Raw genomic sequence first — 25,763 nt, 5'->3', positions numbered from 1 at the left:
CAAGACGGTTTGGCTTTGTCGCGATAAGGCGCGCTTATGTATCGGCGCCAGGCACGACGCGCACGCCGAGCGCGAGGTCGCCGGCCAGTTCGAGCAGGATATCCTTGACGGCGGCGGCAGGCTCGGAGAGCGGCAAGTGGTCGGACAGGCAGACCGATAGCGGAATCTTGATGACGGGCGACACGATGCGCGACTGCACGATGTCGCCCGCCGCCGCCACCACCCGCGCGGTGGATTCAGGCAGAATGGTCGCGCCGATCCCCGCGCCGACAGCAGCCGACAAGGTCGATGCGGATTCGATTTCGGCAACCACGTTCGGCATCATCTGCACGCTCGCAAACCCTTCGTCGACGTATTTGCGCAGATAGTTATACGGGCGAGGCAACAGAAGCGGCACGTCGCGCAAGTCCGTGACAGCGATCTTCTCCTGCACGATCCCCATGCTGCGCGGCGCGACGAGAAACATCTCCTCGTTCATCAGCAGCTGGAACGACAGGCCGTGAACCGGCTTGTCGCCGTACAGCACGGCCATGTCCATGCGCCCATTCATGATGAGCTCGCTGAGCGTCGTGCCGAAGTTCTCGTTAATATAGAGCAGGATGCTCGGATGCCGCGCACGCACGGTGCGCAGCAGCGGCAGCGACAGCGCCGACGCGCCCGTACCCGGCGCAAGCCCGACGGATACCTGCCCGGACAAGGTCTGGCCGGCGCTTTTCACGTCGGCCTGAGCCTGTTCGTACTGACGAAGAATCAGTTGTGCGTGGCGGTAAAGGGTCGCGCCGGCCTCCGTGGTCGTGACACCGCGCTTTGTGCGCACGAGCAACTGCTGCTGGAACTCGTCTTCGAGCGTGATCAGCTGCTGGCTCAATGCCGGCTGCGCGATATGAAGCACTTCGGCGGCCTGAGTCAAGCTGCCGATATCGACGATCTTCACGAAATACTTCAAACGCCGCAGATTCACGGTGGCATCTCAAGGTTGACGAATTGCAACCATGATAGGGCAAGCTCCGGCCTACGGACAGTCGTCGAAATCCTTACCCTCGCCTCGTGCAGCATCGTCGCTCACCGCGCATGCTGCGGCTGCAGACGGCCTTCTGCAGCCGTCCGTCATACGTTCATCGGGGCGCGTGCATCGCGCCGCGTCATAAGTGGATGTTATTGCGCCAGCGGAAAGTCATCTTGGCTTGAACTTTTTCGCGCGCTTAATGTGAAGCCTCATCAAATGCCGTCGAGGAGTCAAGTGTGAGTGCATCGCGCATCGCGGCCCGCGTCCAGCGGATCAAACCATCACCAAGCAGCGCGGCGGCCGATAGGGCTGCGGAACTGAGGCGGCAGGGAAAACACATCGTCAATCTGGTGGTCGGCGAGCCCGATTTTGACACGCCCGCGCATATCCGCAAGGCTGCCTTCGACGCGATGGAACGCGGCGAAACGCGCTACACGGCGACGGCCGGCACGCCCGCGCTGCGGGCCGCGATCGCGGCGAAGCTGCAACGCGAGAACGGCCTCCCGTACGACCCCAAAGACATCATCGTGACGTGCGGCGCCAAGCATGCGATCTTCAATGCGCTCGCCATCACGGTCGAAGCCGGTGATGAGGTGCTGATTCCCGCGCCGTACTGGGTCTCCTATCCGGACATGGCACTCGCATGCGACGGCGTGCCCGTCGTCGTCCCTTGCACCGAAGAGGACGGCTTCAAGCTCACTCCTGCTCTGCTCGAAGCCGCAATCACATCGCGCACGCGCTGGCTGATCATCAATTCTCCGACCAATCCGACGGGCGCGACTTATACGGGCCGGGAACTGCGCGCACTCGCCGACGTCCTGCTGCGTCATCCGAACGTGCTGGTGATGATGGACGACATCTACGAGCACATCCGCTTCGACAGCGACGCCACGCCACACCTGCTGGCCATCGAACCGGCGCTCGCATCGCGCACGCTAGTGGTCAACGGCGTGTCTAAGACGTACGCGATGACGGGCTGGCGTATCGGCTACGTGGCCGGTCCCGCCGACCTGATCGCTGCACTCGACACGCTGCAATCGCAATCGACCAGCAATGCCTGCACGATCAGTCAGGCCGCGGCGCTCGCCGCACTGACGGGCGATCAGACCTTCGTGCAGGAATCCGTGCAGACGTATAGGGCGCGCCGCGATCGCGCGCTCGAATCGCTCAACGCCATTCCCGGCATCAGTTGCAAGACACCGGGCGGCGCGTTTTATCTCTACGTCAACTGCAGCGGTCTGATCGGACGCACGACGCCGCAAGGTGAGCGCCTCGAAGGCGATACGGATGTCGTCCTGTATCTGCTCGAACAGGCCGGCGTCGCACTCGTCGCCGGATCCGCTTATGGCGTATCGCCCTTCTTCCGCATGTCGATCGCGACGAGCATCGACGTCATCGACGAAGGTTGCCGGAAGATCGCAGACGCCGTCGCCGCGCTCGACTGAGAGTGATGCGACGGCGCCTCTCGCGAGCCCGTCGCATGATGAGAAAGGCATGCTGCGCCGACAGGACGCGGCAGTCGGATTAGCGATTTCTTTTTTCGTTAACAGGCAAGGGGATCTATTCTTGAAAAAATTACTATTAGGACTACTAAGTTTACCGGCTTTGGCTGCCTCTGGGGCAGTATGCGCGCAATCGAGCGTCACACTCTACGGCATTATCGATGAAGCAGTTCGCTTCGATACGCATCAGAACAAGTCCGGCGGCAAACTCTTCACGATGGGTAGCGGCGGAGAAATTCAGGGCAGCCGGTGGGGCCTGCAAGGCACCGAAGATCTGGGCGCCGGTCTGGCAGCCATTTTCCAGCTGGAAGGCGGCTTCACGCCGAATACGGGCGTGACGCAGCAGTCGACGCCATCCGGCGCGGCGCGCCTGTTCGGCCGCACCGCGCTGGTCGGCTTGAGCAGCCCGTACGGCACGGTGACGTTGGGACGCCAGTACACGCTAGTGCACGAAACGGGCTGGACGCACGATATCTATGCGTTCGCCAATTACACGGGCACGGTCGGCTTTCAGGGCGCGGGCTTGACGGGCGGCGGGCGCCTCGACAATACGGTCCGTTACACCTCGCCTACGCTTGCCGGCTTCACGCTCAAGGGGGCCTATACATTCGGCCAGACAGCAGGCAATTTCCACCAGAACTCGTCGCCTGCCGTGAGCATTTCGTATGACAACGGCCCCTTGAACGTCGGTGCGGCCTACCAGATCGTCAACAACATCGGCGGCCTGAATCCTGCCACCACGGCCTATGGCAGCACGTACTTCGGAGTGACGATCCCCGATAGCTCACAGAAGATTTTCACAGCGGGCGCAACGTACAAGTTCGGCGCGGCGAAGTTGTTCGGCTCGTACATCTACAGCCATGTCTATCCCGCTGACTACCGCAACGACTCTTTCTCGGCTGCCGTCCAGTACTACATCACGCCTACGTTCGTGCTCGATCTTCCTGTCTATGTCGATTTCGTCCATCACGCTGGTCAAAGCGGCACTCGCATTACGAGTGGCCCGACATTCGACTATCTGCTGAGCAAGCGCACCGATGTCTATGTCGGCGTGGACTACAACCACCTGACGGGTGCGTGGACGACACTCGCGGCGGCATCCGGATCGAATCAGCCTTTCTTTGGCTTCAACTCGCTGTTCGAAGCCGCAATCGGGCTGCGTCACAGGTTCTAGTACCGGCGGCGTCCAGAGGGAACTTGGCCTCTTGCGACGCCCGCCGGTTTCCTCACCCGTCAGATCGCGTTGGGGCGCGCCTCGCTTCCCAATAACGCTCGCCCCCTCTCCCGACAAGAAGCGGATTCCGATCCGTCAAATCAGGCCCAGCTATTTCAGGAGGAAACCCAGATGAAAATCGGCATTCCAGCCGAAATTCGCCCCGGCGAAACGCGTGTCGCCGGTACGCCAGAGACCGTCAAAAGGCTCGCCGCGCAAGGCCATACCGTGTTGATCGAAAGAAGCGCTGGCGAGCGCGCCCATTTTTCCGACACCGCGTATGCTGAGGCGGGCGCGACGCTCGTCGGCACTACAGAAGCATGGGATGCCGACCTCGTTCTGAAGGTGCAATCACCGACCGATGGCGAATTCGCGCATCTCAAGCGCGGCCGCTTGCTCGTCGGCATGCTCAACCCTTTCGACGCAGACCAGGCCGCCCGCATCGGCGCGACAGGCGTCCGTGCATTCGCACTCGAATCGATTCCCCGGACCACGCGGGCGCAAAGCATGGACGTGCTGTCGTCGCAAGCGAACATCGCCGGCTACAAGGCCGTACTGCTGGCGGCCACGCTGTATCAGCGGTTCTTTCCGATGCTGATGACGGCAGCGGGCACCATCAAGGCAGCGCGCGTACTCGTGCTCGGCGCGGGTGTCGCGGGTCTGCAGGCGATTGCGACGGCCAGGCGCCTCGGTGCGGTAATCGAAGCATCGGATGTGCGCCCTACCGTCAAGGAACAGATCGAATCGCTCGGCGCGAAATTTCTCGACGTCCCGTATGAAACCGATGAGGAGCGCGAAGCCGCCCACGGCGTGGGCGGCTATGCCCGCCCGATGCCGGCATCGTGGCTCGCGCGTCAGAGCGCATTGGTGCACGAGCGGGCCCGGCAGGCCGACATCGTCATCACGACAGCGCTGATTCAAGGACGCACGGCGCCGACTCTGCTCGACGAAGACACCGTCCGCGCGATGAAACGCGGTTCCGTGATCGTCGATCTCGCCGCAGGTCACGGCGCGGTCGCCAACGACCGCTGCGGCGGCAACTGCACGCTGACCGGGACAGACGAAGTCGTCGTCAGGCACGGCGTTCATATCGCCGGCTATACCAATTTGCCCGCTATGGTCGCGACGGAAGCGTCCTCGCTCTATGCCCGCAACGTGCTCGACTTTCTGAAGCTGATCATCGATGCCGATGGCCAGCCGAAGATAGACACGGGCGACGACATCGTCGCGGCCACGTTGCTCGGCCACGACGCGTCGACGCTGAAGATCGCATAAGGAGAACAGGATGGAACTCATCGCTCACACCACGACCAATCTGATCACTTTCGTTCTCGCCATCTATGTGGGCTACCACGTCGTGTGGAATGTGACGCCTGCACTTCATACGCCGCTCATGGCCGTCACCAACGCGATATCCGCCATTGTCATCGTCGGCGCGATGCTCGCGGCAGGGTTGACGGTCGGCATGGCCGGCAAGGCGTTCGGCGCAATCGCCGTCGCGCTCGCGGCTGTCAATGTATTCGGCGGCTTTCTGGTCACGCGCCGCATGCTCGAGATGTTCAGGAAAAAGGACAGCGGCAGCTCTGCCGTGAATGGTGCCAATGGAACCACGGGAGCCAAGCGATGAGCATGAATGTCGTCACGTTGCTGTATCTCGTCGCCTCGGTCTGTTTCATTCAGGCGCTCAAGGGGCTGTCGCATCCGAAGAGCGCGCGGCTTGGCAATACCTTCGGGATGGCCGGTATGGCGCTCGCCATCCTGACGACCATCGCGCTCATCGGAAAACAGGCCGCGGCGCTGGGCTCCGACCTGACAGTCGGCCTGTCGCTGCTCGTCATTGCGTTGATTGTCGGCGGATCGATTGGTGCCGTCATCGCCGCTCGCGTCGAAATGACGAAGATGCCCGAACTGATTGCAGCGATGCATTCGTTGATCGGCCTCGCGGCTGTATGCATTGCCTGCGCAGTGGTGATCGAGCCGTCCGCATTCGGTCTTGCCACGGCGGACAGCGTGCTGCCTTATGGCAATCGGGTCGAACTGTTCATCGGTACGTTCATCGGCGCAGTGACATTCTCGGGATCGGTCATCGCATTCGGCAAGCTGTCCGGCAAATACCGCTTCCGGCTCTTCCAGGGCACGCCCGTCGTGTACGGGGGCCAGCACCTGCTCAATCTTGCCCTTGCGATGGCGGCGATCGCCTGTGGCCTGGCGTTCGTCGTCACTCAGTCATGGTTGCCGTTTATCGTCGTGACGGCCATCGCCTTCATGCTCGGCGTGCTGATCATCATTCCGATTGGCGGCGCCGACATGCCCGTCGTCGTCTCGATGCTCAACTCGTACTCCGGCTGGGCCGCGGCAGGCATCGGCTTTTCCCTCAACAACTCGATGCTGATCATTGCCGGATCGCTAGTAGGTTCGTCGGGTGCGATTCTTTCGTACATCATGTGCCGCGCGATGAATCGCTCGTTCCTTAGCGTGCTGCTAGGCGGCTTCGGTGCGGAAGCCGCGGCGGACGGTGCGACGAAGCGCGAACAACGCCCCGTCAAATCGGGTTCAGCCGACGACGCAGCCTTCCTGCTCGGCAATGCGGAATCCGTCGTGATCGTGCCGGGCTATGGGCTAGCCGTTGCGCGCGCCCAGCACGCGCTGAAGGAACTGACCGACAAGCTCACCGGCAAAGGCATCGACGTTCGCTATGCGATTCACCCCGTGGCGGGACGCATGCCCGGCCACATGAACGTGCTGCTTGCGGAGGCGGAAGTGCCGTACGAACAGGTTTACGAAATGGAAGACATCAACGCCGAGTTTGGCCAGACCGACGTCGTCCTCGTTCTCGGTGCAAACGACGTAGTCAATCCAGCGGCAAAGACGGACCCATCGTCGCCTATCGCGGGCATGCCAATTCTCGAGGCGTACAAGGCGCGTACCGTGATCGTCAACAAGCGGTCGATGGCATCGGGCTATGCAGGCCTCGACAACGACCTGTTCTACATGGATAAGACGATGATGGTTTTTTCGGACGCGAAAAAGGTCATCGAAAACATGAGCAAGGCACTCGACTAACCACACATAAGCGGCGACTATCGGCCCATACGACTTCGCTCTTTGTCAGCGGGCCGATTCGCCGCTATCGTTTGCAGAACGTTCGAGCCTCCACCATTACAGGCAAACAGCATGCACGCACTTGTTATTCACGCGCCGTTGGATCTGCGCATCGAGGACGTTCCCACGCCGGAGCCCGAAGCCAATCAGTTGCTGGTTCGGGTTCGGGCGGGGGGCATCTGCGGCTCCGATCTTCACTACTTCAATCATGGCGGATTCGGCACCGTCCGCATCCGCGAACCGATGGTGCTCGGCCATGAAGTATCGGGCGTCGTGTCGCGCGCCGGCTCGGGCGTCATCGACGTGCCTGCCGGCACGCGCATCGCCATCAGCCCGAGCCGTCCATGCGGGCTGTGTCAATACTGTCAGCAAGGTCTTCACAATCACTGCCTCGACATGCGCTACTACGGCAGCGCAATGCGCACGCCGCACGTGCAAGGCGCGTTTCGTCAGGAGATCGTGATCGACCGGTCGCAGGCCCATTTCGTGGCGGACTCGTTGAGCGATGCTGAAGCGGCCATGGCCGAGCCGCTCTCCGTCGCGCTCCATGCTGTACGGCGTGCGGGTCCGATGCTCGGCAAGCGCGTGCTCGTGACCGGCTGCGGCCCAATCGGCGCGCTGATCGTCGCGGCTGCACGGCGGGCGGGCGCGGCCACGATCGTCGTGACAGACGTGAATACGTTGCCTTTGGAGAGCGCCTTGAAAGTCGGCGCCGATATCGCGCTCAATGTCGCCGAAGCGCCGGACGCGCTGCAACCGTTTGCCGCCGATAAAGGCAGCTTCGACGTGCTGTTCGAGGCAAGCGGCAACGCTGCGGCGCTGCGCGGCGCGTTCGATGTGCTCAAGCCGCGCGGCATCATCGTTCAGGTCGGGCTCGGCGGCGAAATGACCTTGCCGATGAACGCGGTCGTGGCGAAGGAATTCGATCTGCGCGGCGCGTTCCGATTTCACGAGGAATTCGCGGTGGCCGTCGAGTTGCTGAACAAAGGCTTGATCGACGTCAAGCCGCTGATCTCAGGCGTCTTTCCGTATCAGGAATCCGTGAAGGCTTTCCAGACGGCAGGCGACCGATCGAAATCGATGAAAGTGTTGATGACGTTCGATTGAAGTTGAAGGTTTTTTGTCTGCGACGGCTTTCGGCGCTGATTAACACCGAAGCAAAATGCCGTCGCGGACAACAAGAGCAAAGCCACATCAAGGCTCAGTTGTTACACCGCGCTTCGAGTTCATCGACGAACGCGCGGCTCCAGCGCCCTTCCTTCATCGCACGCATGGTCTCGGCTTCTCTCTCGAGCACGGCCAGTGCCTTCTCGATAACGTGCCCGGCGTCGACCTGCGGAATCGCGAGCAAGCCGTCCTGATCGCCGACGACGATATCCCCCGGATTGACCACCATACCGCCCACCGAGACAGCCACGTTGATTTCGCCCGGGCCATCCTTGTAGGGTCCACGATGCGTGACGCCTCGCGCATAGACGGGGAAATCGCGATCGCGGATTTCAGCCACGTCGCGAATCGCACCATCGACCACCAGACCCGCCACGCCCACTCGCGCCGCGTAAAACGTCAGGATGCCACCGACCACCGCGTTGTTGACATCCCCGCCTGCATCGATCACCAGCACGTCGCCGGGACGGCAAAAGTCCAGTGCGCGCAGATACGTCAGATTGTCGCCGCCGCGCGAGCGCATCGTGACTGCCGTGCCTGCCATCGTCATCTTGCCCGGCCGTTGATAGGGTTGAAGTCCGACGCTGCCAATGTTGCGATGCATGTTGTCGCTCAGCGCAGATACGGGAATATTGCGCAGCGCCTCCAGAAGCTTTTCGGCGGCTTGAGGCGAAGAAGGATTCTTTCTGATGGCTTTGTACATGGTCAGGTTTCGTCTCGCAATGGAACAGGCAGGCAGACAACGCACGGACGCTTCCCTCGACAGGGCTACTTCGCAGGTCGTTGCAGCAATAACAGTATGTGGCGCTCCCGTTTGACGCCAAGACTGTCTTGCTCTGGTGCGATACGAAAGTCTTATGAAAACGATGACCGTGTATCAAGCGACGGCGTCACCGCGGCCGCCGCAATCTCTCGTTCTAGATAGGCGACGACATCGCTCTTCAAGAACAACCACGCTCGCCCGATTTTTGCGCCCGGTAGTTGGCCTGGGCCAGCCAACGAGAGTGCAGTTGTTCGGTCGACCTTCAGGAAAGCGGCGGCTTCATTGAAGTCGAACGTCCGCACTCCGTTCATCACTCGCAAGTCTGTCGACGGCTCGCACGGCGGGATCGCTGTTGTCTCGCTCCTGGTCAAGCGTTGGACTTCCGGCATCCCAGCCGAGGAATCGGCGGCATGAGCCACGCCGCATTGCGGCCTGAAGGAGCCTTCAGAAGGGAAGCCCAATCTGTCTATTCCCAGACGAATCGAGTTCTGATACGTTCTCGCCCTGATCGACTCCGAGGACTAAAACCTGTCGAACAATACCTACACATACGGCATACACACGACCCTAACGCCGCCGCAATTGTTTTTCCTCGTCATGCTCGACGAGGCAGCAAAGCACTTCGGCGTGGACGAGTTGACCGGACTGGCCCTGCTGATCATCGGCTGGCCTTTCCTACCCACGAGGCGCGAACCGAAGGGCGCGACGATCGGCATCTCGATCGCGTCGCGGGTTGCCCGGAAGCACCTCGACTATAAGATCGAGAAGGACATTTTGCCGACGCTTACGCTCGGCAGCGTAAGGCGGCTACTGCGATAGCTGATGATCGAGACGTCATATGCGAGAATGACTTCGCCGATGTGTTGGAGGGAGTGACCTGTTTCCATCTTGACGGGTTCGGTCTCCTGAACATCGTCTACAGCCTCCGGCTGACGGAACCATCCGATAAAGACTATTCCAGAGTGATGGCCCAGTTGAGCAAGGGCGAACGCCTTTCAGATCGCCGGGGGGCAACGGTTGCCTACATGTATTCGAGTTTGGGAGCAGAACTCGCTGTCGAGCTCGACTCGTTGAAGGTCGTAGCGGCAGGCGTTTGAGCTCGGAGCCGATCATCTAGACCACCAAAAGCATAAGGGTTAGCGGCCACTACACCGCTAACCCTTATCAGTATTGGTCGGGGCGAGAGGATTTGAACCTCCGACCACCTGCACCCCATGCAGGTACGCTACCAGGCTGCGCTACGCCCCGAAAGCACAAAAGTATAACAGAGACTTCAATCGATTAGAACCGATCTTTCGTTCGGCACGCTCACCCGCGCAGCATTTCGATCACCGCACGTAGCTCCTTGCGCAACTGCTCGACATCGACGTTCGCTGCATTCGCCGCCGCCGAACTCGTGGCGGGCGCCTGCGCATTCTCCTGCCGCTCTTCCGCCTCATCGACCGCCCCGCCACGCGCATCAAGCCTGTTGCGCGCGCCGTTAATCGTGAACCCCTGCTCATAAAGCAGCTCGCGAATCCGGCGTATCAACAACACCTCATGGTGCTGATAATAGCGGCGATTGCCACGGCGCTTGACCGGACGCAACTGCGTGAACTCCTGCTCCCAGTAACGCAGCACATGCGGCTTGACGCCGCATAGCTCGCTCACCTCACCTATCGTGAAGTAACGCTTCGCCGGAATCGGAGGCAACTCGACCTTCTCGACAGTCGATGTCATCGTCAGCTACCTGCGTGGTGAAGAACGCCCGAGCGCGGCCCCTCGTTCTTCTTTTTTAGCGCGAGAAACTCGCTTCGACGCCGTTTTCGACAAGCGCCTTCAGCTTCTGGCTCGCATGGAACGTCACGACGCGGCGAGCGGCAATCGGAATCGCCTCGCCCGTCTTCGGGTTGCGACCCGGCCGCTGAGGCTTGTCGCGCAGTTGAAAATTACCGAACCCCGACAACTTCACGCTATCCCCGCCTTCGAGGGCATCGCGAATCACGTCGAAAAACGCCTCGACCATGTCCTTCGCCTCGCGCTTGTTCAGCCCGACGTTATCGAAGAGCAATTCGGCCAGTTCGGCCTTCGTCAAGGTGGGCGTTTCCGGAGAAACGCTCGCGGGCGGTGTCGGAATCTCGCGAATCATGGCGCCACGCTGCGCCGCAAGAAGGGCTTCGAAATCACTCGAATTCATTTCTTTCATGTCTAAGAGCGGCGGCCATTCGGTGCCGACACCATCCGCCAGCACCGATCCGTCGCGGTACGCGCTTCATCCCCGCAATCGCGCACCGTGGACTCGAGCCAAACGATCCACGAGAGTCTTGACAACCGCATCGACCGTCTCGTCCTGCAGCGTGCCGCCAGTATCTTGCAGGGTCACGCGGAAGGCAAGGCTTTTCTCGTGGGGCGCCAGGCCACCGGAAGTACTTGATTTTGCACGAAATTCATCGAAGAGCGCAACCCTTTGTACGAGCTTCGATCCGCTTTCCTCGAGCGCCCTTTGCATCTCGTCGATGAGCGCCTGCACCTCGACTTGCTGGTCGACGACGACGGCGATGTCGCGCCGCACGGGCGGAAACTTCGAGACTTCGGTCGTCGTCGGCAGCGCGCGTTGCATCAACGCTTCGGCATCGATCTCGAATACGATGGGCGCATGCGGCAAATCGTATTGCTGCATCCAGCGAGGATGCAGTTCCCCGATCCAGCCCACTGCGCGACCGTCGATCTCGATTCGAGCACTGCGGCCCGGATGCAGCGCGGGATGCTCTGCCTTCACGAAGCGCGCGACGCGCGGCGCGAAAAGCGCCTCGACGTCCCCCTTCAGATCGAAGAAATCGACGTGCCGCGTCGGCAGCCCCCATTGCTCTTCCGCGACGGGGCCATACGCAAGCGCGCCGATGCGCTTCGGTTGTTCGTAGCCTTCGACGCTGAGCTCGCCCGCGGGCGACGTCGGGGCGCGCAGGAAGACGCGCCCCGCTTCGAACACGCGAACACGATCCGCCCGCCGATTGAGGTTATGCCGCAGGACGTTCACGAGGCTGCCGATCAGCGTCGTACGCATCACGGACATCTGGCTCGCAATCGGATTGAGCAGCCGCACGGGGTTGTCGTTGCCGGCGAAGTCCCTTTCCCACGCCTCGTCGACAAAGCTGAAGTTGACGGTCTCCGCGTAATCGCGCGCCGCGAGCGCATGGCGAATCGCGTGAATCGACCGGTGCGTCTCGTTCGTCGCACGCATCTCGTTCGCGGCCACGGGCGGACGCGCCGGAATCTTCTCGAAGCCGTGAATGCGCGCGACTTCCTCGATCAGATCCTCTTCGATCTCGAGATCGAAGCGATAAGGCGGCGGCGTAACGGCGAATACATCACCGTCGAAATCGAATGCGAGACCGAGCCGCGCAAAAATCTGCGCGATCTCGTCGGCCGCGACCGGCACGCCGATGATCCGCTGCGCGCGCGCAACGCGCATCGTCACCGGTTCGCGCTTCGGTAGATTGACGGCTTGATCGTCGACGGGGCCGGCCTTGCCGCCGCAAATGTCGATGATGAGACGCGTGATGCGCTCGATGTGCTCGACCGTCGTCGCGTAATCGACGCCGCGCTCGAAACGATGCGCCGCATCGGTCGAGAAGTTGTACTTGCGCGCACGGCCGCGAATGCTGTCCGGCCACCAGAATGCGGCTTCGAGGTAGACGTTCGTCGTATCGAGCGACACGGCCGTGCTGTCGCCGCCCATGATGCCGGCGAGGCTTTCGATATGGCGATCGTCGGCAATCACGCCAACGGTCTCATCGAGCTCGACCGTATTCCCGTTGAGCAGCTTCAGCGTCTCGCCTCGACGCCCCCAACGCACTTCGATGCCGCCGTGAATCTTGTCGAGATCGAAGACATGCGATGGACGCCCGAGCTCGAGCATCACGTAGTTCGAGATATCGACGAGCGCCGAAATGCTTCGTTGTCCTGAACGCTCGAGCCGCTCGACCATCCATTGCGGCGTATTCGCGCGTGCATTGACGCCGCGAATGACACGCCCGGAAAAACGCCCGCAGAGCTCCGGCGCCGCAATCTTGACGGGCAGCGTCTCGTCGAGCGAGACCGGCACCGGCTCGATCGCGAGCGGATGGAGCGGCGCGCCCGTGATCGCGGCCGTCTCGCGCGCGATGCCGAAGACGGAAAGGCAGTCCGCCTTGTTCGGCGTGAGCTTGATTTCGAAGATGGCGTCGTCGAGATTCAGCGTCTGGCGGATGTCCTGTCCGATCTCGGCGTCTTCAGGCAGGATCAGCAGACCGCTGTGATCCTCCGAAAGCTTCAGCTCGCGCGCCGAGCAGAGCATCCCCTGACTTTCCACGCCACGAAGCTTCGACAGCTTGATGAGGAACGGCGCCCCGCCCTCTTCGACGGGCGGCAACTCGGCGCCGACCAGCGCGACGGGCACCTTGATGCCGGGGGCGACGTTCGGCGCGCCGCAGACGATGTTCAACGTCGCGCCCGTGCCCGCATCGACCTGGCAGACGTTGAGCTTGTCGGCATCGGGATGCTTGACGACTTCCTGCACGCGGCCGACCACGATCTTCGAAGTCGGCGGCGCGGCCGGCCGCAGCGATTCGACTTCGAGTCCGGCCATCGTCAGCGCATGCGACAGTTCATCCGTCGTGAGCTTCGGATCGACGAACGTTCGAAGCCAGGATTCTGGGAATTGCATGAGTGTCTACGTTCGAATGTGGTTGGGTCTGCTCAGGCGAACTGCTGAAGGAAACGCAAGTCGCCCTCGAAGAAGAGCCGCAAGTCTTGTACGCCGTAGCGCAGCATCGTCAGTCGCTCGAGACCGCTGCCGAATGCGAAGCCGATGTAACGCTCCGGGTCCAGGCCCATGTTGCGGATCACGTTCGGATGCACCTGGCCCGAGCCCGAAATCTCGAGCCACCTGCCGGCGTTCTTGCCTTCCTCGAATTTCATGTCGATTTCGGCCGACGGCTCCGTGAACGGGAAATACGACGGCCTGAAGCGCACGAGAATATCGTCGCGCTCGAAGAACTTCTTGAGGAAGTCGGTATAGACGCCCTTCAGGTCGGCGAAGCTGATGTTCTCGTCGATCCAAAGTCCCTCGAGCTGGTTGAACATCGGCGAGTGCGTCGCATCGCTGTCGACGCGATAGGTCCGGCCCGGCACGATGACCTTGATCGGCGGCTTGTTGTTGCGCGCATAGCGGACCTGCATCGGGCTCGTATGCGTGCGCAACAGCAGCGGCCGGCCGCCCTCGTCGTTGCCGTCGATATAGAACGTATCCTGCATCGAGCGCGCCGGATGGTTCTCGGGGCTATTCAGCGCGGTGAAGTTGTACCAGTCGGTCTCGATTTCGGGGCCGTCGGCGACATCGAAGCCGATGGAGCCGAAGATCCGCTCGACACGCTCCCACGTCCGCATCACCGGATGCAAGCTCCCCACGCCGGGGCCGCGGCCCGGCAACGTGACATCGACGGCTTCCGCGGCGAGACGCTGGTTCAGCAGCAATTCGGCCAGCGCCTCGCGGCGCGCGCTGAGCGCCGCCTCGACCTGCTGCTTGGCGACGTTGATGCGCGCGCCTTCCGCCTTGCGCTCCTCGGGATCGAGCTTGCCCAGCCCTTTCAGAAGCTCGGTCAGCACACCCGACTTGCCAAGGAAGCGCGCCTTCTCGTTTTCGAGCGTGACACTATCGGCCGCTTCGCCGAAGGCTTTGTGCGCGTCGGCAACTATCTGGTCCAGATCCATTGATCCCTTCATTTCGACGTCGAGAAGTGTTTAACGATGTTTTGCCCGCCAACAAAAACGGGGGCTCGGTGAGGAGCCCCCGTTTTTGTTGCGGCGATATCGGCTTGCCGCCGATATCGCCGCCACGAACCACGCAGTCTATCAATCAGGCTGCAACGGCGGCTTTCACCTGCTTCACGATCGCGGCAAAAGCAGCCTTGTCGAAGACAGCCATGTCGGCCAGAACCTTGCGGTCGAGGTCGATCGAGGCCTTCTTCAAGCCGTTGATGAAGACGCTGTACGTCATGTCGTGCTGACGCACGGCCGCGTTGATACGCGTGATCCACAGCGCACGGAAGACGCGCTTCTTGTTGCGACGATCGCGATAGGCATATTGGCCCGCGCGCATGACCGCTTGCTTGGCAATGCGGAACACATTATTGCGGCGGCCGCGGTAGCCTTTCGCGAGATTGATGATCTTCTTGTGGCGGGCACGTGCTGTAACCCCACGTTTGACTCGAGGCATGTTTCTCTCCTATGAGTGTCGGTTGAGGTTAAGCGAACGGCAGCATCGCGCGAACGGCGTCCAGATTCGTATCATGGACGGCGGTCGAACCGCGCAGGTGACGCTTGTTCTTCGTGGTCTTCTTCGTGAGGATGTGGCGCTTGAAGGCTTGACCGCGCTTGACGGTACCGCCCGGACGCACCACGAAGCGCTTTGCAGCGCTCTTCTTGGTTTTCATCTTAGGCATGACGAACAACTCCATTTATTAGATGGCGATGGGTGTGCGGCCGGCAAAAAGCCCCTCAACCGCCCTTCGAAACCCAGTCCACTTGTTTGCAGCGCGCCGTTAAGGGCCGCCGCGTTTTCAGGAAACACCTCGAAGCCCGGTGTGTTTCCGAAACCAGCTTTTCCTACCCTACATAAATCGACGACACGCTTCGCACCGGCGGCTCTCGAAAGAGCCGCCCGGCACGCCGCACGTCTTCTCACTTCTTCTTTTTCGGCGCGAGCACCATAATCATCTGGCGCCCTTCCATCTTCGGCATCTGCTCGACCTGACCGACCTCGTCGAGGTCCGTGCGCAAGCGCTCGAGCATCCGCATGCCGATTTCCTGGTGCGCCATCTCACGCCCACGAAAACGCAACGTGATCTTCGTCTTGTCGCCGTCCTCGAGGAAGCGCACGAGGTTGCGCAGCTTGACGTTGTAATCGCCGTCATCGGTCCCCGGGCGGAACTTCACTTCCTTGACCTGGATGACCTTCTGCTTGAGCTTGGCCTCGTGTTGCTTCTTCGCTTCCTGGTATTTGAACTTGCCGTAATCCATCAGGCGGCAGACAGGCGGGGAAGCCTGGGGAGCGATTTCCACCAGATCCACGTCCTGCTGCTCCGACAGCCGGAAAGCCTCTGCCAGTTTTACGATGCCGAGCGGTTCGTTGTCGACTCCGACCAGACGCACCTCGGGTGCCGTGATCTCACCGTTGATGCGATGCGACTTTTCAGTAGCGATGTTTCGTTTCCTCTAAAGATTAAAAAAACGAGCCGCGCTGCCGCAGTGGCTTCACTTGAAGGCCTGGATGTCCTGACGCAGGCGCTCAACGAAGGTGTCGATCGGCATGACGCCCAGATCCACACCGCCACGGGCACGCACGGCTACCGTTTGTGCTTCACGCTCTTTGTCGCCGACCACAAGCAGATACGGGACCTTTTCGAGCGTATGCTCGCGTATTTTATAGCTAATTTTCTCGTTGCGCAAATCGGCCTCGATTCTAACTCCTTGTTTTTGCAACGATTGAGCGATCCCGCTGGCGTATTCAGCCTGACTTTCGGCGATATTCATCACGACAGCCTGCGTCGGCGCGAGCCACGCCGGCATCGCGCCGGCATGATGCTCGATCAGGATACCGAGAAAGCGCTCCATCGATCCGACGATCGCCCGATGCAGCATCACCGGGCGGCGGCGGCTGTTGTCTTCGGCGACATACTCCGCGCCGAGCCGCTCGGGCAGCACCATGTCGAGCTGCAGCGTGCCGCACTGCCATGAGCGGCCGAGCGCATCCTTGATGTGGTACTCGATCTTCGGGCCATAGAACGCGCCCTCGCCATCGAGCTCCTCCCATTGCAGACCGCAGGCCGTCAGTGCATGACGCAGCCCGTCTTCCGCCTGGTCCCAGATCTCGTCCGTGCCGGCGCGCTGCTCGGGCCGCAGCGAGAGCTTGATGTCAATGTGCTCGAACCCGAAATCGCGGTAGACGCTCATCGCGAGCGTGTTGAACTTGATCGACTCGGCGATGAACTGATCCTCGGTGCAGAAGATGTGCGCATCGTCCTGCACGAAGCCGCGCACGCGCATGAGGCCATGCAGCGCGCCCGACGCCTCGTTCCGGTGGCACGAGCCGAACTCGGCGTAGCGCAACGGCAGATCGCGATAGGAGCGCAGGCCGTGCTTGAACACCTGCACGTGGCCCGGGCAGTTCATCGGCTTGATCGCGTAGTCGCGCTTCTCCGACTCGGTCGTGAACATGTTCTCGCGATAGTTCTGCCAATGGCCCGACGCCTCCCAGAGCGAACGGTCCATGATCATCGGCGTCTTGATCTCGAGATAGCCGTCCGCGTTCACGCGTCGGCGCATGTACTGCTCGACTTGCTGCCAGAGCGTCCAGCCCTTCGGATGCCAGAACACCATGCCGGGCGATTCGTCTTGCAGGTGAAAGAGATCGAGCTGACGGCCGAGCTTGCGGTGATCGCGCTTCTCGGCTTCCTCGAGCATGTGCAGATAGGCGTCCTGATCTTCCTTCTTCGCCCAGGCCGTGCCGTAGATCCGCTGCAGCTGCTCGTTTTTCGAGTCGCCGCGCCAGTACGCGCCCGCGACCTTCATCAGCTTGAACACCTTGAGCTTGCCCGTGGACGGCACGTGCGGCCCGCGGCACAGATCCGTGAAGCCGCCGTGCGAGTAGAGCTTGATTTCGTCGCTCGCGGGAATCGACTCGATGATCTCGGCCTTGTATTTCTCGCCGATGCTCTTGAAATACGCCACGGCTTCGTCACGCGAGACGACGCGGCGCGAAACGGGCTCGTCTTTCTTCGCGAGCTCCTGCATGCGCTTTTCGATCCGCTCGAGGTCTTCGGGCGTAAACGGCCGCTGATAGGCGAAGTCGTAGTAGAAGCCGTTGTCGATCACCGGACCGATCGTGACCTGGGCCTCGGGGTACAGATCCTTCACCGCGTACGCGAGCAGGTGCGCCGCCGAATGCCGGATGATGTCGAGGCCTTCAGCGTCCTTCTCGGTGACGATCGCAAGCGAGGCATCACGATCGATCAACGCGGACGTATCGACGAGCTCGCCGTCGACCTTCCCGCCGAGCGCAGCCTTCGCCAGGCCGGGGCCGATGGAGGCCGCCACTTCCGCGACCGTCACCGGATGATCGTACTGTCGCACCGAACCATCAGGCAGGCGTATCGAAACCATTGCGTTCTCTCCGGTTGCCGCGGCGCGCGCGGCGATAAAACAAGCGGTTGATGACTACCAGCAGATTCTCGAAACCCAACAACCGACCAGCGCGAAAGCGGGAAAGCGGGAAAAAAAATGCGGCCCCGCTTTCGAGGGGCCGCATTCACTTTGAAACAGCAAGACTTGGAAGGGCGAAAGAGGTCCTCGACTAGCGTCGCTCCGAAGTAGTTCCGGTCAACGTTCGCGGTGTCATAACCGTATTCGCCTTGTACGCTACGAGTAGCGTGTTTTGCTTCCGTGAAAACCCAGCGAACCGGGCCTTCGTGATTTCGTTGGTAGGCTCGATTGGACTCGAACCAACGACCCCCACCATGTCAAGGTGGTGCTCTAACCAGCTGAGCTACGAGCCTGAGAGAAGCGAGATTATAGGGAGCCTATCAAAGCTTGGCAAGCCCTTTTCTGCAATTCGCGAAAAGCTGGGACGACTCAACTTTTGCGCGCGGCGCGCACGACGCCGGGGACCTCACCGAGCAACGCGCAGGCGCGCTGAACCTGCGTGGAATTCGATACCTCGACGGTGAATTGCATAAACGCGGTATCGCGGCGGCTCTGGCTTTTCACGCCGACGACGTTTACCTTTTCACGGGCGAACACCTCCGAGATGTCACGCAACAACCCTTGCCTGTCTTGCGCCTCGATCGCGATGTCGACCGGATAAACCGATGCGCCGCGCCCGCCGAGCACTTCCGCGGACCAGGCGGTCTGCAGCACGCGCTCAGGCGCGCGTGCCGCCATGCGCTGGAACATCGGACAGTCGTTGCGATGGATCGAGACGCCCTTGCCGCGCGTGACGAAGCCGCTGATGTCGTCGGGCGGCGCCGGGCGACAGCAGCGCGCGAGCTGCGTAAGCAGCGCATCGACGCCGACGACGAGCACGCCCGCCGAAGCCCCGTGCGCGACGCTGGCGCCGCTGCCGCGCTTTTCGAACTGCGCGGGCGCTTCAGGCTGCGGCTCGGGCGGCGGCGCTTCCGAAAGCGCCTGCTCGATGTTGCGCAGGCTGTATTCCTCTTTGCCGACGACGTTGAAGAGGTCCTCGGGCGACTTGAACCCGAGCTTGGTCGCGAGCTGATCGAGGCTGACCGACGTCTTGCCCTCGCGCTGCAACGTCTTTTCGACCATCGCCCGGCCGTTCGCGATGTTCTCCTGCAGATCGATGGCGTTGAACCACGCGCGCACCTTCTGCCGTGCACGTGAGCTTTGCAGGTAGCCGAGTTGCGGATTGAGCCAGTCTCGCGACGGGCCTCCCTCCTTCACCGCGACGATCTCGACCGTCTGGCCATTCGCAAGAGGCGTGTTGAGCGGCACCATCGCGCCGTCCACGCGTGCCCCGCGGCAGCGGTGCCCGAGCTCGCTATGCAAGTGATAGGCGAAATCAACAGGCGTCGCCCCCTGCGGCAGCGCGATCACGCGTGCTTGCGGCGTGAGCACGTAAATGTGATCGTCGTCGAGCGTTGCCTGGCGCAGTTGCTCCCAAGGCTTGCTCGCGTCTTCCCCGCCCTCGGCAACGTCGTCCTTCCACGCGAGCAGTTGCCGCAGCCAGGCGATCTTCTCGTCGTACTTCTCGCTTGCGCTGAACTGGCCGCCATAGCCGCGGGTGCCCGCCTCCTTGTAGCGCCAGTGAGCCGCGACGCCGTACTCGGCGAACCGGTGCATTTCCTGCGTGCGAATCTGCACTTCGAACGCGCGGCCGTCGTCGCCGATCACGACCGTATGCAGCGACTTGTAGCCGTTCGGCTTCGGCCGCGAGATGTAGTCGTCGAACTCCTTCGGCACCGGCTGCCAGAGGTTGTGCACGATGCCGAGCACCGTGTAGCAATCCTTGATGTCGGGAACGATCACGCGAAACGCGCGCACGTCGTAGACATCGGCGAAATCGAGCGCCTTGCCGCGCATCTTGCGCCAGATGCTGTAGATATGCTTGGGCCGGCCGCTGACTTCGGCCTTGATGTGCGCCGAGGCAAGCTCTTCTTCGAGCTGCTCGATCGCTCGCGCGACATAGGTCTCCCGCTCGACGCGCTTCTCGTCGAGCAGCTTCGCGATCCGCTTGTAGGTTTCCGGGTCTTCGAAGCGAAACGCGAGATCCTCGAGCTCCCACTTGAGCTGCCAGATGCCGAGCCGGTTCGCGAGCGGCGCGTAGATCTCGAGCGTTTCGCGCGCTACTTCAATGCCCGGTGACGTTTTCGTCGCCGCGTAGTAGCGCAGCGACTGCAGCCGCGAAGCAAGGCGGATCAGCACGACGCGAATGTCCTGCGCGAACGCGAGCAGCATCTTGCGCAGCGCTTCGATCTGGGCGCGGCGCTCGGCTTCGGCGTCCCGGCTCCCGCTCTCGGACTGAACGTTTTGGGCGGCCGCGTGCAGGCTCAACGTGCCGAGGCGAAGCAGCTTGCGCACGTTGGCGACGAGTTGCGCGACTTCCTCGCCGAAGCGTTCGGCCAGCAGGTGCTCGGGATCGTCGAGGCACGGCGTCAGCGTGAACAGCGCCGCCGCCAGCACCGCCGGCGGATCGACGTTGAGCTTGCGCACGATCGAGGCCGTGCCCTCGGCATGAGCGGCGAGCGATTCTCCCGAGGGCAGCCGCGCGTCGCCCGCGTGCTCGCGCACGAAGGCGATGGCATCCTCGAACGAAGGTAAGGTGGCGGCGTCGTTTTCGGTAATCATGGCCACTGCGCGAGCTACCTTGCGCTATCTGTCAGGCAATGTCGGCCCAGCGAGATCGATCGATCGCAAACGTCCCAATCAGCTCTTCTGAGCCGCAACGACGACGACTTCGACGAGGCATTCCGGATTGGCGAGTTTCGCTTCGACGGTAGCGCGCGGCGGCGTCGCGCCCGGCGCGACCCATTCATCCCACACCGCGTTCATGCCGCCGAAGTTTTCCATGTCGGACAGGTAGATCTGCACCGACAACAGCAGCGATTTGTCGCTATTCGCCTCGCCTAGCAGGCGATCGATATGGCCCAGCACTTCGCGCGTCTGACCGGTGATGTCCTGCGTCGTATCCTCGGCGATCTGCCCGGCGAGATAAACGGTGCCGTTGTGGATCGCGATTTCGGAGAGGCGCTTGCCGACGTGATGACGAATGACTGCCATTTGATGAGGTCCTGGTTCGAGGTGAAAGGTTACCGGCCGCGCTTCAGGTCCGACAAAGCGCCTCTTTGCTCATTCGCGCTTTAGGCCCTCGCCCGCCGCGGCCGAACCTATATTATGACGCCGCCTCGTCTTCACCGAGGAAGAACCGCCGCGCGATGGCTATTTGGCCAAGGTCGAGAAAGGCGGGCGCATGGCCGGCGCCTTCCATCTCGACGCTCGAGACGGACTGCCCGCGCTCGACCATCTGTGCGACGGTCTCGCGCGAAAGCAGGTCCGACGTCGCCCCGCGCACGACGAGCACCGGGCACGCGATGCTCTCGAAAAGCCGCCAGAGCATCGCTTCGCCTGCCGCGCCGGCTTCGGGTGTCGTCGCGTTGAACGGCACGGAGATCGCGGGATCGTAGCGAAACTCCCAAGCGCCATCCTCGCGCTCGCGCAGCAGCGGCGTATTGATTTCGCGCCATTCGTCGCTCGTCAGCGCACCGAACGAGGCCGCAAGCAACGCCGCATGGCCGATGCCTTCTTCGCGCGTCGCGAAGCGCACGCGTTGCCCGACGTAGGATCCGATGCGCTCGAGCGCCGCCGGCTCGATGTGGGGTCCGATATCGTTGAGCAGCAGTTTGCGCACGGGCGTGCCCGACAGGCCAGCCAGCGACATCCCAATGAGGCCGCCCATCGACGTGCCGAACCAGTCGACGGTTTCCACGTCGAGCCGGGCGATCAGCGTGACCATGTCGGCCACATACTGCGGAATCCCGTAGCGCATCGGCTCGGGCAGCCAGTCGGACAACCCGCGTCCCGCGACATCGGGACAGACGACTCGGTATACGTCTGACAGCGAAGCCGCCACGCGGTCGAAATCGCGGCTCGAGCGGGTCAAGCCATGCACGCAGACGAGCACGCGCGGGTTTTCCGCATCGCCCCATTCCGTATAGGCGATCCGGTGCAAGCCCGTCGGGTTGGCGCACTGGACGTACCGTTGGCGCGGGGCGGCGCGGTTGGAAACCCCGGAAGACGCGGGGAAAGATGCCTTGGACTCGGTGCTGGACAACTGGCTCATGAGCGACCCTCGTAGCAAAAACGAAAAACGGGCGAAGCGCCTGCCTCGCCCGTCTTGCAGTCGGCGTGGAATCCGCCGGCCGATCGGTCAATGCACGGCGCTGACGTCTAGTGGCGCACCCGTCTTCGCCTGAATTTCATCGACCGTTACGTCGGGCGCGAGTTCGACCAGTTTCAGTCCCGCGTCGGTCACATCGATGACGCCGAGGTCCGTGATGATCCGGTCCACCACCCCGACGCCAGTCAGCGGCAGCGAGCAGCTGTCGAGAATCTTGTGCTGATCGCCCTTCGCCACGTGCTCCATCAGCACGACGACGCGCTTCACGCCCGCCACGAGATCCATCGCGCCGCCCATGCCCTTGATCATCTTCCCCGGGATCATCCAGTTGGCGAGGTCGCCCGTCTTGCTGACCTGCATCGCGCCGAGTATCGCGAGATTGATATGGCCGCCGCGGATCATCGCAAACGAATCGGCCGAGGAAAAAATCGACGAGCCTGGCAGCGTCGTGATCGTCTGCTTGCCGGCGTTGATGAGGTCCGGATCGATTTCGTCTTCCGTCGGCGACGGTCCGATGCCGAGCAGTCCGTTCTCGGATTGGAGCCAGACCTCGATGCCCGCGGGAACGTAGTTGGCGACGAGCGTCGGCAACCCGATGCCGAGGTTCACGTAGAAGCCGTCCTGCAGTTCGCGAGCCGCGCGCGCGGCCATTTGTTCACGGGTCCAAGCCATGTCAGTCTCCCTTCGCGCGCACGACGCGTTGTTCGATGCGTTTTTCCGGGTGCGCATTGAGCACGATCCGCTGCACGAAAATGCCCGGCGTATGGATCGCATCGGGATCGAGCTCGCCAAGTTCGACGATCTCCTCCACCTCGGCGACGGTGATGCGTCCCGCCATCGCGCACATCGGGTTGAAGTTGCGTGCCGTGCGGCGGTAGATGAGATTGCCGGACTTGTCCGCCTTCCATGCCTTGACGAGGCCGATATCGGCCGTCAGCGAATGCTCGAGCACGTAGTGGTTTTCGCCGAACTGGCGCGTTTCCTTCCCTTCGGCGATCATCGTGCCGAAGCCCGTGTTCGTATAGAACGCGGGAATGCCGGCGCCGCCCGCGCGCAGCTTCTCCGCGAGCGTGCCCTGCGGCGTGAACTCGAGCTCGAGCTCGCCGGCGAGATACTGGCGCTCGAACTCCTTGTTCTCCCCGACATACGACGAAATCATCTTCTTGACTTGCCGCGTCTGGAGCAGAAGGCCGAGGCCGAAGCCGTCGACGCCCGCATTGTTGCTGATGCAGGTGATGCCCTTCACGCCCGAGTCGCGCAACGCCGCGATCAGCGCTTCGGGAATGCCGCAGAGGCCGAAGCCGCCCACGGCGAACGTCTGCCCGTCCTTCACGATGTCCGCGAGGGCGGCAGACGCGCTGGGATAGACCTTGTTCATGTGATTGTCCCTTCCACGATTTGGATTCCTGAATCCGGAACGGCCGGCTCGGCTCGAGCGAAAGTCGGCGCTCCCCTATTCTAGGGCCTGCGATGTCGAATAACAGGTTCGCAATAGTCCGTTGCGGGCGTCTGTCGCGCCCTTTTAATGTTCGGCGTCAGGGTAAGACGGCCCGCGCTTGCGGCACAATACGCAAAACTACATAAGTGAAAGGCCCGCCCTGCCGCCTCGACTGAACGACCCGGGCGTTGGCCACCGCACCGCAAACCATGGCGCAACTCGACTATCAGACCGCTTTCCATCTCGCCCCCATCGGGCTCGTGCTTTCGCGCGACCGCGTCATCGAAGATTGCAACGACGCGGTGGCGCGAATCTTCCGCTGCGATCGTGCATCGCTGATTGGACAATCGTTTCGCGTGCTCTATCCGTCCCCTGATGAGTTCGAGCGGATCGGCGAGCGCATCGCGCCGATCATGACGGCCCACGGCAGCTATGCCGACGACCGCATCATGAAACGCGCCGACGGCGAGCTGTTCTGGTGTCACGTCACGGGGCGCGCGCTCGAGCGGCACGCGCCGCTCGCGGCCGGAGTCTGGACGTTCGAGGATTTGAGCGCGACGCGCCGAGTCGCCGTCGAGCTGACGCCGCGCGAGCGCGAAGTCGCCGCGCAACTGGCGACGGGCAAGACGAGCAAGCAGATCGGCCGCGCACTCGATATCAGCTCGCGCACGGTCGATATCTATCGCGCGCGACTCATGCGCAAGTTCGGTACGGGGAACGCGACGGAGTTGCTGCAGCGGCTGCTTGGCCATTAGGCCAACGAAGCAGCGCGAGCCGGCGAAACGGGGGCGGGCGAGCAGCAGGCGCCGCGCTTGCACTCGCGTTCAGGGCTCAGGTCGCTCGTTCCAACTCCGCATTCTCGAGCAGCTTGCGCAACCGCTCGGGCATCGGCAACGACTTGCCGGCCGCGTAGTCGACCCATACGCAACGCGCGGCGCCGCGCGCGTAAAGCGTGCCTGGATCGTCAGCGCGCACGAGCTCGAAGCCCGTATCGAAACTGCTGCGCCCTGGCTTACCGACCGACATGCGGCCGATAATGTCGCCCGGATAGTGAAGCTGGCGCAGAAATTCCATCGACGCGTTCACGATGACGGGCCCCTGCCCTTCTTCCACCGCGCCGACCAAGCCGAGCCGCTCGAACCAGCTGATGCGCACCTGCTCCATGTACCGGAAGTACACGGTGTTGTTCACGTGGCCGAAAGCGTCCATATCGCCCCACCGGATCGGCATCGACATCTCGAACACGGGGTGGTAGTCGTTCTTTGTCACTCAAATCATTCCCAAAAAAAGCCAAAGCCGTTCCGGCGCATCACGCACAGCGCTTCGAGCTCGCTCTTGGCCATCATGGTTACGCCAACGCGAACCCATCGTCCGCCGCGATGACGGCACCGTTGATGAATTGCGACTCGTCGGCCGCGAGCAAGAGCAGCAAGCCTTCAAGATCCTCCGGCTGCCCCACCCGCTTGCGCGGCAACATCGACAGCAATTTCTGCCCCTGCTCCGTCGACCAATGGTGGTGGTTGATCTCGGTGTCGATATAGCCGGGGCAGATGGCGTTGACATTGATACCGTGCCGTCCCCATTCGAGCGCCATCGCCTTGGTCATGTGGACGACGGCGGCCTTGCTCATCGAGTAAAGGCCAATCTGCGGCAACACGCGCAGGCCCGCCACCGACGCAATGTTGATGATCCGGTACACGGGCTTCTGATTGCCGCCCCCCGAACGCATGATCATCCGCTTCGCCACTTCCTGAGCCACGAAGAATGCGCCGCGCGTGTTCGTATCGAATACATACTCGAAATCGGCCGGCGTGACCTCGGTCAGCTTCTGCGTTGTGGACACGCCCGAGTTGTTGACGAGTATGTCGATCGTGCCCGCCTCCGTTTCGGCGTGGGCAACGGCCGACTTGATGCTCTGATAGTCGGTCACATCGAGCGAAACGACGTGCGCAGCACCGCCCGATGCCTCGATTTCGGCGCGCAACTCCTTCAGTAATTCGACTCGACGGCTCGCCAGCACCACCTTCGCGCCGGCCTGCGACAGCACCTGCGCAAAGCGCTTGCCGAGCCCGCTCGATGCGCCCGTGATCAGCGCGACCTTCCCTTCCAGATTAATCGAACGGCCCATTGTGGTTCCTTCGTC

Annotated in this window: 26 protein-coding genes and 2 tRNA genes; 8 read left to right on the top strand and 20 right to left on the bottom strand. The window is 62.1% G+C overall.

All coding sequences use genetic code 11. The features are described from left to right. Positions 1–34: 34 nt before the first annotated feature. On the bottom strand, positions 35–961 hold the full coding sequence (gene nac, locus B0G57_RS24240) for a nitrogen assimilation transcriptional regulator NAC (protein ID WP_018440671.1): 927 nt from the start codon (positions 959–961) through the stop codon (positions 35–37). Positions 962–1,242: 281 nt separating this feature from the next. Here nac and B0G57_RS24235 point away from each other — a divergent pair, with 281 nt between their 5' ends. The 6 genes from B0G57_RS24235 to B0G57_RS24210 all read left to right on the top strand — a co-directional run bounded on the left by B0G57_RS24235 (position 1,243) and on the right by B0G57_RS24210 (position 7,930). Beyond that, positions 1,243–2,451 carry an aspartate transaminase gene (locus B0G57_RS24235; RefSeq protein WP_020566178.1) on the top strand — a complete coding sequence of 403 codons (1,209 nt, stop codon included), beginning with the start codon at positions 1,243–1,245 and terminating at the stop codon, positions 2,449–2,451. 160 nt (positions 2,452–2,611) lie between these two features. After that, positions 2,612–3,682: a porin gene (locus B0G57_RS24230; RefSeq protein WP_018440673.1), complete on the top strand. Its 1,071-nt coding sequence runs from the start codon at positions 2,612–2,614 to the stop codon at positions 3,680–3,682. A gap of 171 nt (positions 3,683–3,853) precedes the next feature. Continuing rightward, a complete protein-coding gene (locus B0G57_RS24225; protein ID WP_018440674.1) occupies positions 3,854–4,996 on the top strand; it encodes a Re/Si-specific NAD(P)(+) transhydrogenase subunit alpha in 1,143 nt (380 codons plus the stop codon). A gap of 10 nt (positions 4,997–5,006) precedes the next feature. Beyond that, positions 5,007–5,348, top strand: a complete 342-nt coding sequence (locus tag B0G57_RS24220; protein WP_018440675.1) for an NAD(P) transhydrogenase subunit alpha — start codon at positions 5,007–5,009, stop codon at positions 5,346–5,348. Next, positions 5,345–6,784: an NAD(P)(+) transhydrogenase (Re/Si-specific) subunit beta gene (locus B0G57_RS24215; protein WP_018440676.1), complete on the top strand. Its 1,440-nt coding sequence runs from the start codon at positions 5,345–5,347 to the stop codon at positions 6,782–6,784. The genes B0G57_RS24220 and B0G57_RS24215 overlap by 4 nt, the downstream gene beginning before the upstream one ends. A 111-nt stretch (positions 6,785–6,895) precedes the next feature. Beyond that, on the top strand, positions 6,896–7,930 hold the full coding sequence (locus B0G57_RS24210; protein WP_018440677.1) for an L-idonate 5-dehydrogenase: 1,035 nt from the start codon (positions 6,896–6,898) through the stop codon (positions 7,928–7,930). Positions 7,931–8,024: 94 nt separating this feature from the next. On the opposite strand, the gene B0G57_RS24205 is transcribed toward B0G57_RS24210, so the two are convergent. Beyond that, complete coding sequence (locus tag B0G57_RS24205) at positions 8,025–8,693, bottom strand: RraA family protein (RefSeq protein ID WP_018440678.1); 669 nt, start codon at positions 8,691–8,693, stop codon at positions 8,025–8,027. A 152-nt stretch (positions 8,694–8,845) separates the two neighbouring features. Further along, a complete protein-coding gene (locus B0G57_RS32405; RefSeq protein WP_018440679.1) occupies positions 8,846–9,064 on the bottom strand; it encodes a helix-turn-helix domain-containing protein in 219 nt (72 codons plus the stop codon). Between the two features lie 271 nt (positions 9,065–9,335). Here B0G57_RS32405 and B0G57_RS24195 point away from each other — a divergent pair, with 271 nt between their 5' ends. Next, positions 9,336–9,572, top strand: coding sequence for a hypothetical protein (locus tag B0G57_RS24195; RefSeq protein ID WP_018440680.1), 237 nt, complete (start codon positions 9,336–9,338; stop codon positions 9,570–9,572). Positions 9,573–9,924: 352 nt separating this feature from the next. Here the strand turns inward: B0G57_RS24195 and B0G57_RS24185 are convergent. The 15 genes from B0G57_RS24185 to B0G57_RS24110 form a co-directional block, all read right to left on the bottom strand. Continuing rightward, a tRNA-Pro gene (locus B0G57_RS24185) sits at positions 9,925–10,001 on the bottom strand. A gap of 60 nt (positions 10,002–10,061) precedes the next feature. Next, entirely contained in the window at positions 10,062–10,472 is a 411-nt protein-coding gene (locus B0G57_RS24180) for a MerR family transcriptional regulator (RefSeq protein ID WP_018440682.1), read from the bottom strand. A 55-nt stretch (positions 10,473–10,527) separates the two neighbouring features. Beyond that, positions 10,528–10,938 carry an integration host factor subunit alpha gene (locus tag B0G57_RS24175; protein WP_020566179.1) on the bottom strand — a complete coding sequence of 137 codons (411 nt, stop codon included), beginning with the start codon at positions 10,936–10,938 and terminating at the stop codon, positions 10,528–10,530. A gap of 66 nt (positions 10,939–11,004) precedes the next feature. Further along, positions 11,005–13,437 carry a phenylalanine--tRNA ligase subunit beta gene (gene pheT, locus B0G57_RS24170; protein ID WP_018440684.1) on the bottom strand — a complete coding sequence of 811 codons (2,433 nt, stop codon included), beginning with the start codon at positions 13,435–13,437 and terminating at the stop codon, positions 11,005–11,007. A gap of 32 nt (positions 13,438–13,469) precedes the next feature. Next, complete coding sequence (pheS, locus tag B0G57_RS24165) at positions 13,470–14,483, bottom strand: phenylalanine--tRNA ligase subunit alpha (RefSeq protein ID WP_018440685.1); 1,014 nt, start codon at positions 14,481–14,483, stop codon at positions 13,470–13,472. A gap of 145 nt (positions 14,484–14,628) precedes the next feature. Further along, entirely contained in the window at positions 14,629–14,988 is a 360-nt protein-coding gene (gene rplT / locus B0G57_RS24160) for a 50S ribosomal protein L20 (protein ID WP_018440686.1), read from the bottom strand. A gap of 28 nt (positions 14,989–15,016) precedes the next feature. After that, on the bottom strand, positions 15,017–15,214 hold the full coding sequence (gene rpmI, locus B0G57_RS24155; protein ID WP_026229666.1) for a 50S ribosomal protein L35: 198 nt from the start codon (positions 15,212–15,214) through the stop codon (positions 15,017–15,019). 238 nt (positions 15,215–15,452) lie between these two features. Then, entirely contained in the window at positions 15,453–15,974 is a 522-nt protein-coding gene (gene infC / locus B0G57_RS24150) for a translation initiation factor IF-3 (protein WP_083925609.1), read from the bottom strand. Between the two features lie 51 nt (positions 15,975–16,025). After that, positions 16,026–17,933, bottom strand: a complete 1,908-nt coding sequence (gene thrS, locus B0G57_RS24145; RefSeq protein WP_026229667.1) for a threonine--tRNA ligase — start codon at positions 17,931–17,933, stop codon at positions 16,026–16,028. 315 nt (positions 17,934–18,248) lie between these two features. Next, positions 18,249–18,325, bottom strand: a tRNA-Val gene (locus B0G57_RS24135). A gap of 76 nt (positions 18,326–18,401) precedes the next feature. Next, a complete protein-coding gene (locus B0G57_RS24130; protein WP_020566180.1) occupies positions 18,402–20,633 on the bottom strand; it encodes a RelA/SpoT family protein in 2,232 nt (743 codons plus the stop codon). 78 nt (positions 20,634–20,711) lie between these two features. After that, positions 20,712–21,065 (bottom strand): RidA family protein, encoded by a 354-nt coding sequence (locus B0G57_RS24125; protein WP_018440692.1) that lies wholly within the window; start codon positions 21,063–21,065, stop codon positions 20,712–20,714. A gap of 112 nt (positions 21,066–21,177) precedes the next feature. Further along, positions 21,178–22,125 (bottom strand): alpha/beta fold hydrolase, encoded by a 948-nt coding sequence (locus B0G57_RS24120; protein ID WP_018440693.1) that lies wholly within the window; start codon positions 22,123–22,125, stop codon positions 21,178–21,180. A gap of 87 nt (positions 22,126–22,212) precedes the next feature. Next, positions 22,213–22,854: a CoA transferase subunit B gene (locus B0G57_RS24115; RefSeq protein WP_018440694.1), complete on the bottom strand. Its 642-nt coding sequence runs from the start codon at positions 22,852–22,854 to the stop codon at positions 22,213–22,215. Position 22,855: 1 nt separating this feature from the next. Next, positions 22,856–23,560 (bottom strand): CoA transferase subunit A, encoded by a 705-nt coding sequence (locus B0G57_RS24110; RefSeq protein WP_018440695.1) that lies wholly within the window; start codon positions 23,558–23,560, stop codon positions 22,856–22,858. Positions 23,561–23,829: 269 nt separating this feature from the next. Between B0G57_RS24110 and B0G57_RS24105 the strand changes: the two genes are divergently transcribed. After that, a complete protein-coding gene (locus B0G57_RS24105; RefSeq protein ID WP_018440696.1) occupies positions 23,830–24,375 on the top strand; it encodes a PAS and helix-turn-helix domain-containing protein in 546 nt (181 codons plus the stop codon). A 76-nt stretch (positions 24,376–24,451) separates the two neighbouring features. Here the strand turns inward: B0G57_RS24105 and B0G57_RS24100 are convergent, their stop codons facing one another. Continuing rightward, a complete protein-coding gene (locus tag B0G57_RS24100; RefSeq protein ID WP_020566181.1) occupies positions 24,452–24,856 on the bottom strand; it encodes an acyl-CoA thioesterase in 405 nt (134 codons plus the stop codon). 112 nt (positions 24,857–24,968) lie between these two features. Further along, entirely contained in the window at positions 24,969–25,748 is a 780-nt protein-coding gene (locus B0G57_RS24095; RefSeq protein WP_018440698.1) for an SDR family oxidoreductase, read from the bottom strand. Positions 25,749–25,763: the final 15 nt, after the last annotated feature.

The organism is Trinickia symbiotica (assembly GCF_002934455.1).
Classification (GTDB): Bacteria; Pseudomonadota; Gammaproteobacteria; order Burkholderiales; family Burkholderiaceae; genus Trinickia; species Trinickia symbiotica.
This window is presented reverse-complemented; position numbering and strand designations above follow the sequence as displayed.

Bases quoted from the DNA above. Each gene is read 5' to 3' on its own strand.
- B0G57_RS24175 (WP_020566179.1), bottom strand. From the start codon at position 10,938: ATGAAAGAAATGAATTCGAGTGATTTCGAAGCCCTTCTTGCGGCGCAG.
- B0G57_RS24180 (WP_018440682.1), bottom strand. From the start codon at position 10,472: ATGACATCGACTGTCGAGAAGGTCGAGTTGCCTCCGATTCCGGCGAAG.
- B0G57_RS24105 (WP_018440696.1), top strand. From the start codon at position 23,830: ATGGCGCAACTCGACTATCAGACCGCTTTCCATCTCGCCCCCATCGGG.
- B0G57_RS24125 (WP_018440692.1), bottom strand. From the start codon at position 21,065: ATGGCAGTCATTCGTCATCACGTCGGCAAGCGCCTCTCCGAAATCGCG.
- B0G57_RS24095 (WP_018440698.1), bottom strand. From the start codon at position 25,748: ATGGGCCGTTCGATTAATCTGGAAGGGAAGGTCGCGCTGATCACGGGC.
- B0G57_RS24115 (WP_018440694.1), bottom strand. From the start codon at position 22,854: ATGGCTTGGACCCGTGAACAAATGGCCGCGCGCGCGGCTCGCGAACTG.
- B0G57_RS24220 (WP_018440675.1), top strand. From the start codon at position 5,007: ATGGAACTCATCGCTCACACCACGACCAATCTGATCACTTTCGTTCTC.
- B0G57_RS24215 (WP_018440676.1), top strand. From the start codon at position 5,345: ATGAGCATGAATGTCGTCACGTTGCTGTATCTCGTCGCCTCGGTCTGT.
- pheT (WP_018440684.1), bottom strand. From the start codon at position 13,437: ATGCAATTCCCAGAATCCTGGCTTCGAACGTTCGTCGATCCGAAGCTC.
- B0G57_RS24120 (WP_018440693.1), bottom strand. From the start codon at position 22,125: ATGAGCCAGTTGTCCAGCACCGAGTCCAAGGCATCTTTCCCCGCGTCT.
- pheS (WP_018440685.1), bottom strand. From the start codon at position 14,483: ATGGATCTGGACCAGATAGTTGCCGACGCGCACAAAGCCTTCGGCGAA.
- thrS (WP_026229667.1), bottom strand. From the start codon at position 17,933: ATGGTTTCGATACGCCTGCCTGATGGTTCGGTGCGACAGTACGATCAT.
- B0G57_RS32405 (WP_018440679.1), bottom strand. From the start codon at position 9,064: ATGAACGGAGTGCGGACGTTCGACTTCAATGAAGCCGCCGCTTTCCTG.
- rplT (WP_018440686.1), bottom strand. From the start codon at position 14,988: ATGCCTCGAGTCAAACGTGGGGTTACAGCACGTGCCCGCCACAAGAAG.
- B0G57_RS24225 (WP_018440674.1), top strand. From the start codon at position 3,854: ATGAAAATCGGCATTCCAGCCGAAATTCGCCCCGGCGAAACGCGTGTC.
- B0G57_RS24130 (WP_020566180.1), bottom strand. From the start codon at position 20,633: ATGATTACCGAAAACGACGCCGCCACCTTACCTTCGTTCGAGGATGCC.
- B0G57_RS24110 (WP_018440695.1), bottom strand. From the start codon at position 23,560: ATGAACAAGGTCTATCCCAGCGCGTCTGCCGCCCTCGCGGACATCGTG.
- B0G57_RS24205 (WP_018440678.1), bottom strand. From the start codon at position 8,693: ATGTACAAAGCCATCAGAAAGAATCCTTCTTCGCCTCAAGCCGCCGAA.
- rpmI (WP_026229666.1), bottom strand. From the start codon at position 15,214: ATGCCTAAGATGAAAACCAAGAAGAGCGCTGCAAAGCGCTTCGTGGTG.
- B0G57_RS24210 (WP_018440677.1), top strand. From the start codon at position 6,896: ATGCACGCACTTGTTATTCACGCGCCGTTGGATCTGCGCATCGAGGAC.
- B0G57_RS24100 (WP_020566181.1), bottom strand. From the start codon at position 24,856: ATGTCGATGCCGATCCGGTGGGGCGATATGGACGCTTTCGGCCACGTG.